Here is a 6886-nt window from a genome sequence, read left to right on the forward strand (position 1 = left end):
CCCCTTGGAGGCCACGGATCGAACCCGGGAGACCCGGAAAGGACGACGGACGAGGGGACCTCCCGACACCCGCGCGTCAGGACGCGGGCGGGGCGGTCTCCTCGAGCAGTCCGTCGAGCTGGCTACCGACGATCCGCTTGAACAACCGCCGGGAGCGCTTCCGGTCGAGCATCGCGACCTCGAGGTTCCCGGCCGTCAGCGTGCGCTCCCCGTTCTGCGCCCCGGGCGGCGCGCCGGCGGTGAGCGCGTCCACCGCCACGCGCAGCGCGGTGGCGAGCGGCTGGCCCTCCGTGTGGTGCTCCCGCAGGGAGGTCAGCACCTGCTCGGACTGACCGCCGATCGCGATGAAGCCACGCTCGTCGGCGATCGAGCCGTCGTAGGTGAGACGGAAGATCTGGTCATCCGCGGCGGTGTGCCCCACCTCGGCGACGACGATCTCCACCTCGTAGGGCTTGATGCTCTCGGTGAAGATCGCGCCGAGGGTCTGCGCGTAGGCGTTCGCGAGCGCCCGGCTCGTGACATCCCGCCGGTCGTACATGTAGCCGCGGGTGTCCATGATCCGGATGCCGGCCGTGCGGAGGTTCTCGAACTCGTTGTACTTCCCCACCGCGGCGAAGCCGATGCGGTCGTACATCTCGCTGATCTTGTGCAGGGTCGTCGACGGGTTCTCGGCGACGAACAGGATGCCGTCGACGTAGGTGAGGACGACCACGCTCCGGCCGCGCGCGATGCCCTTGCGCGCGTACTCGGACTTGTCCCGGACCTGCTGTTCGGGACTTGCGTAGCCGAACGGCATGGTCACGTCAGCCTCCTGAGTTCTGCGCGCGGTCGGCGATGATCGAGTCGACCACCGGGCCGACCTCGTCATCGGTGAGGCGACGGTATCCGTCGGCGGTCACCGAGGCGACGATCGGGTACAGCTTGCGGATGAGGTCCGGCCCACCGGTCGCCGAGTCGTCGTCGGCGGCGTCGTAGAGAGCCTCGACGCTGATCCGGACCGCGTCGTCCTGGCTGTGGTTGGCCCGATAGCGCTTCTTCAGCGAGCCGCGAGCGAAGACCGAGCCCGACCCGATCGACTCGTAGGTGCGCTCCTCGGACTTCGCCGCGGCGATGTCGTAGGAGAAGATCCGCCCCTCGCCGGTCTCGGTGTCGAAGCCGGCGAACAGCGGGATGACCGCGAGGCCCTGCATCGCCATGCCCAGGTTCCCCTTGACCATGAACGCGAGCCGGTTGGCCTTCGCGTCCAGGCTCAGCGTAGAGCCCTCGATCTTCTCGTAGTGCTCGAGCTCGACCTGGAACAGACGGATCAGCTCGGCGCCCACACCGGCCGTGCCGGCGTAGCCGACGCAGGAGAACTCGTCCGCGTGGTGGACCTTCTCGACGTCACGCTGGGCGATCATGTGCCCCTGCGTCGCGCGGCGGTCGCCGGCCATGATCACGCCACCGGGGAACGTCACGGCCACGATGGTGGTGCCGTGAGCCGCATCGGTCACCGGAGCGGGCAGCGGGCCCCGGGCGCCCGGAAGCAGGTCCGGAGCCGCGACGGACAGGAAATCGGTGAACGACGACGTTCCCGGTGTCATGAACACAGCCGGTAGACGCCCGGCGACACCCGTTGGATCGGGCACGCATCCCCCTTCAGATAGTCGATCGTGAGCCGGCGGCCCAGGATGGTCCGAGGCGGCCCAGCCCAAGGCTCCGGGTGATGCACAACATGCCACGTGCCGGGCCGGCAGGGTGGCCGTGGTCCCGCTCCGTCCCAAGTCGCGGTCCCAAGTCGCGGTCCCGGGCGCACCGCCGCGGTGGCACTCGGCGGCCTCAGCGGGCCTGTGAGCCCCTCGGTAGGCCCCTGTGAAGCCCCGCGGGCGGCACGGCGCCTGGACGGCCCGCACGGACGCCCCCAGGCACCGACCTCGCTCGCGGCGGGAGACACCAGGACAGCTGAGCGATCCACGTGCCGACGCACACACACGACGCCCACCGCCATCGGGCACACCCTGGGCATCGGGCACACCCTGGGCATCGGGCACACCCTGGGCGCGGGCATCGCGATCCAGGGCACGGCCCCGGGACGCGTCGGGCAGCGGGGCCTCCCGCAGCACCGGTCGCCGCGTTGGCTCCCCCGGCGACCGGCCGAACGGGCGCATGTGGCTCGTCCGGCCGAACCGGCCGCGGGGAGTCAGACCCTACTGACCGCCCTTCTGGACGTATCCCTTCACGAACTCCTCGGCGTTCTCCTCGAGAACGTCGTCGATTTCGTCGAGCAGGGAGTCGACGTCCTCCGAGAGCTTCTCGTGCCTTTCCTTGAGATCCGAGGCGCCCGATTCCTCAACCTCGGCCTCGGCGGTCTCGTCATCACGGCGGCCGGTGCGCTGCTGCCCGCCACCGGTGTCCCTCTGGGCCATGGGAGCCTCCTTCGATCGCCTGGGGCGACACTATCCCGCTCCGCCGACTGCTTCCGGTGGATCGGTACGAGGTCCACTCCATCACGAACACCCGACGACGTCGCCTCGTCCGCCGAGGGCGCAAAATGTGCTGGTCGATGGTGGTACCACCGGCGCACCGAGACTTCACGCCGTACCGGCGTGAAGTCTCGGGAGACCACCGCGAGACCCCGCCGGCTGTCAGTTACCCGACAGGGCGTCCACCAGGTCGGCGGCGGTGGGGCAGCGGGCGAGCAGCTCGCCCACGTGCGCCTTGGTGCCACGCAGCGGCTCAAGGGTCGGCACCCGCTGCAGCGAGTCCCGCCCGATGTCGAAGATGACCGAGTCCCAGGACGCGGCCGCCACCTGCTGCGGGTAGAGCTCCAGGCAGCGTCCCCGGAAGTACGCCCTGGTGTCCTCCGGAGGCTCCGTCATCGCCCTGGTGACCTCCTCCTCACTCAGCAGGAGGTCGAAGCGGCCACGGGCCACCAGGCGGTTGTAGAGGCCCTTCTCCGGCCGAACGTCGTGGTACTGGAGGTCGACGAGCTGCAGCCGCGGCGAGTCCCACGCCAGGGCATCGCGGGAGCGGTAGCCCTCGAGGATCGACAGCTTGGCCACCCAGTCGAGCTCCCGGGAACAGGTCATCGGGTCGACCTCGAGGCGGCCGAGCACCGACTCCCACCGGGAGAGCACGTCGGCCGTCTGCGGGTCGACGTCCGTGCCGAGCCTGTCCTCGACGAACTTGCGGGCCTGCTCGAAGTACTCCATCTGGAGCTGCACGGCGGTCATCTTCCGGCCGTCGCGCAGGGTGAGCAGATACCGCAGCGAGGGGTCGTGGGAGATCGCCCGCAGCGTCGCGACCGGCGCGTCCACCGACAGGTCGACCTGGAGCCAGCCCTCCTCGATCATGGCCAGGACGAGCGAGGTCATCCCCACCTTGAGGTAGGTGGCGATCTCGCTCATGTTGGCGTCACCGATGATCACGTGCAGACGCCGGTACTTCTCCGGGTCGGCGTGGGGCTCGTCCCGGGTGTTGATGATGGGGCGCTTGAGGGTGGTCTCCAGTCCGACCTCGACCTCGAAGAAGTCCGAGCGCTGGCTGATCTGGAACCCGGACTCACGCCCGTCCACGCCGATGCCGACCCGGCCGGCGCCGCATATCACCTGGCGGGAGACGAAGAACGGCGTCAGGTGCCGCACGATCTCCCCGAACGGGGTCGCCCGCGCCATGAGGTAGTTCTCATGGCAGCCGTAGGAGACACCCTTGTTGTCGGTGTTGTTCTTGTACAGGTGCACGGGCATCGTGCCGGGGACAGTCAGCGCACGGCGGGCCGCCTCTGCCATCACCCGCTCCCCCGCCTTGTCCCAGAGGACGATGTCGCGCGGGTTCGTCACCTCGGGGGTCGAGAACTCGGGGTGCGCATGATCGACGTAGAAGCGCGCGCCGTTGGTCAGGATGACGTTGGCCAGCCCGAGGTCGTCCTCGTTCGCGGGCGCGCCAGGATCGACCACCGGCTCTCTGGGCAGCTCGAAGCCGCGGGCGTCTCGCAGGGGGGACTCCTCCTCGAAGTCCCACCGAGCTCGACTGCCCCCGGTGGCGGCCCTGTTGGCGTAAGAGTTCACGACCAACGACGAAGCCAGCATCTGGTTTGTGTTGGGTTGACCGGGCACGGACACGCCGTATTCGGTCTCGGTCCCCATGATCCGGCGCACGCTCACTCTGCAAGCGTAGGTGCTGGCGGGCCGCCGGGTCGGCCGGACGCCGCCCTTGGTCGTTCCGAACCTCTTGCCGGGAAGCTTCGGGAACGCCCGGAGACCTCCCCCGCCACGCCGACAGCCCCGCGGGTGCCGGCATTCGGGTGATCGGCGACGTGGCGGCCCGTCAGCCTGTTCGACGGCCACTGGGCTGCGTGTCCGTCTTCTCACAGCGACGGCAGGAGACCACCACAAGCCCGTTTTGAAGATCAAAACGATCAAGGATGGGCGTCAACATCGTTGACTATCTTGGGCAGTGCGACACCCGACGGCACGGCCACTCGACCGGCGGCTCCAGCCGGCGGGCACGGCTCGCGGACCGGCTGGCGGGCAGCCGGTGGGCACGGCCGGGGGTCACCGGGCCCGTGGAACCACGACGCGGCGGCCGCCTCGTCAACGAGACGGCCGCCGCGTGGCGACCACGGCGGGCGGCTGGCCCCCGCCCCGCGAACGGCCTAGAGGTACTGGCCGGTGTTCGCGATGGTGTCGATCGACCGCCCGGCCTCGGTGCCCTTGGTTCCGGTGACGAGTGTGCGGATGTAGACGATCCGCTCACCCTTCTTGCCGGAGATCCGGGCCCAGTCGTCCGGGTTCGTGGTGTTCGGCAGGTCCTCGTTCTCCTTGAACTCGTCCAGGCACGCCGACAGCAGGTGCTGCATGCGCAGGCCGCGGACTTTGCTCTCGATGAGGTCCTTCACCGCCATCTTCTTCGCCCGGGCCACGATGTTCTCGATCATCGCGCCCGAGTTGAAGTCCTTGAAGTACAGGACCTCCTTGTCACCGTTGGCGTAGGTGACCTCGAGGAAGCGGTTCTCCTCGCTCTCGGCGTACATCCGCTCGACGACCCGCTGGATCATGCCCTGGCAGGTCGCCTCCCGGTTGCCTCCGTGCTCGGCGAGGTCGTCGGCGTGCAGCGGGAGCTCGGGAATGACGTACTTGGCGAAGATGTCCTTGGCCGCCTCGGCGTCCGGACGCTCGACCTTGATCTTGACGTCGAGCCGGCCCGGCCGCAGGATCGCCGGGTCGATCATGTCCTCTCGGTTGGACGCGCCGATCACGATCACGTTCTCGAGCTGCTCGACGCCGTCGATCTCGCTGAGCAGCTGCGGGACGATCGTGTTCTCCACGTCCGAGGAGACACCCGAGCCACGGGTCCGGAAGATCGAGTCCATCTCGTCGAAGAACACGATCACCGGCATGCCCTCGGACGCCTTCTCGCGCGCCCGCTGGAACACCAGCCGGATCTGCCGCTCGGTCTCGCCTACGTACTTGTTGAGCAGCTCCGGGCCCTTGATGTTGAGGAAGAAGGCCCGGCCGGAGCCCTGGCCTGTCTGTGCCTCGACCTTCTTGGCCAGGGAGTTCGCCACGGCCTTGGCGATCAGCGTCTTGCCACACCCGGGCGGGCCGTAGAGCAGCACGCCCTTCGGTGGCTTGAGCTTGTGCTCCAGGAACAGTTCCTTGTAGAGGAACGGCAGCTCGACCGCGTCGCGGATCGACTCGATCTGGCCCTTCAGGCCGCCGATCTGCTCGTAGCCGATGTCTGGGACCTCTTCGAGGACCAGCTCCTCGACCTCGGACTTGGGGATCCGCTCGAAGGCATACCCCGACCGTGGCTCGATGAGGAGCGAGTCGCCGGCTCGGATCGGGCCGTCGAGGAGTGGCTGGGCCAGCATGACGACCCGTTCCTCGTCGGTGTGACCGATCACCAGCGCCCGGTCACCGCTCTCGAGGACCTCCTTGAGCAGGACGATCTCGCCCTGCCGCTCGAACGCGCGAACCTCCACGACGTTGAGCGCCTCGTTGAGCATGACCTCCTGACCGGGCTGCAGGACGTCGGCTTCGACGTTCGGCGACACCGTCACGCGGAGCTTTCTGCCCTGCGTGAACACGTCGACCGTGCCGTCGTCGTAGCCACGGATGAAGACGCCGTACCCGCTCGGCGGTTGCGCGAGCCGGTCGACCTCCTCCTTCAACGAGATGATCTGGTCACGTGCCTCCCGAAGGGTGGCGACGAGCTTGTCGTTTTGCCCAGTGGCGGTCTGTAGCTCCACCTGTACCTGGGCTAGTCGCTCCTCCAGGACACGTACCTGTCGGGGCGATTCAGACAGCCTCCGCCGCAGCATGGCCACTTCTTCCTCCAGGAAGGTGACCTGAGTCGTGAGTTCGTGTACTTCCTTCTCGTACGCCGACCGTTGAGAATCGGCGTCACCAGGACGACCCGTGCTCCCACCGGAGCCAGAGCCCGAACGGGGACCGGACACCGCGCCTCCACCTCCCCCGTGCTGACCGGGACGCACCCACACTACCGTTGTGACCGCCGCTGGCAGGCCGGTCGCGCGAGGACGACCCAGGTTTGCCGTAAACAGCGGGTTACGGTGCCATGGTGACAGAAGATCGGAGCCCTGTGGCAACACCAACGAAGCCGGGCGATTCGCCCGGACTCCGGGTCCGCATCGACCAGGACTCCTGCACCGGCGACGGTCTGTGCGTCCAGTATGCACCCTCGGTGTTCGAGTTCGACATCGACGGGCTCGCCTACGTGAAGAACTCCGACGGTGAGCTTCAGACCACACCGGGGACCCACGTGCCGGTTCCGCTGCCGCTGCTCACCGAGATCCGCGACGCCGCCGAGCAGTGCCCCGGCACCTGCATCTACGTCGAGCACCCGGACGGGACGCTGGAGGTCGGCGGCCCACAGGAGTGAGAAC

General features: G+C 68.3%; 6 protein-coding genes. 1 reads left to right on the plus strand and 5 read right to left on the minus strand.

Annotated features, from left to right (window positions below; genetic code table 11):
* Positions 1 to 76 precede the first annotated feature (76 nt).
* From prcA to arc, 5 genes are all read right to left on the minus strand, one after another.
* Positions 77 to 802 carry a proteasome subunit alpha gene (prcA, locus tag FMEAI12_RS26480; RefSeq protein WP_071063554.1) on the minus strand — a complete coding sequence of 242 codons (726 nt, stop codon included), beginning with the start codon at positions 800 to 802 and terminating at the stop codon, positions 77 to 79.
* A 1-nt stretch (position 803) separates the two neighbouring features.
* Complete coding sequence (gene prcB / locus FMEAI12_RS26485) at positions 804 to 1628, minus strand: proteasome subunit beta (RefSeq protein ID WP_200835423.1); 825 nt, start codon at positions 1626 to 1628, stop codon at positions 804 to 806.
* A gap of 558 nt (positions 1629 to 2186) precedes the next feature.
* Entirely contained in the window at positions 2187 to 2405 is a 219-nt protein-coding gene (locus FMEAI12_RS26490; RefSeq protein WP_018499886.1) for a ubiquitin-like protein Pup, read from the minus strand.
* Positions 2406 to 2624: 219 nt separating this feature from the next.
* The gene (gene dop, locus FMEAI12_RS26495) at positions 2625 to 4142 is read right to left on the minus strand and encodes a depupylase/deamidase Dop (protein WP_368672109.1); all 1518 of its coding nucleotides are present in this window, start codon (positions 4140 to 4142) and stop codon (positions 2625 to 2627) included.
* Positions 4143 to 4633: 491 nt separating this feature from the next.
* Entirely contained in the window at positions 4634 to 6439 is a 1806-nt protein-coding gene (arc, locus tag FMEAI12_RS26500; RefSeq protein ID WP_071063560.1) for a proteasome ATPase, read from the minus strand.
* A gap of 119 nt (positions 6440 to 6558) precedes the next feature.
* Between arc and FMEAI12_RS26505 the strand changes: the two genes are divergently transcribed.
* The gene (locus tag FMEAI12_RS26505) at positions 6559 to 6882 is read left to right on the plus strand and encodes a ferredoxin (RefSeq protein WP_020462366.1); all 324 of its coding nucleotides are present in this window, start codon (positions 6559 to 6561) and stop codon (positions 6880 to 6882) included.
* The last annotated feature ends 4 nt before the right edge of the window (positions 6883 to 6886 follow it).

It is taken from the genome of Parafrankia sp. Ea1.12 (assembly GCF_900465275.1).
GTDB classification, from domain to species: domain Bacteria; phylum Actinomycetota; class Actinomycetes; order Frankiales; family Frankiaceae; genus Parafrankia; species Parafrankia soli.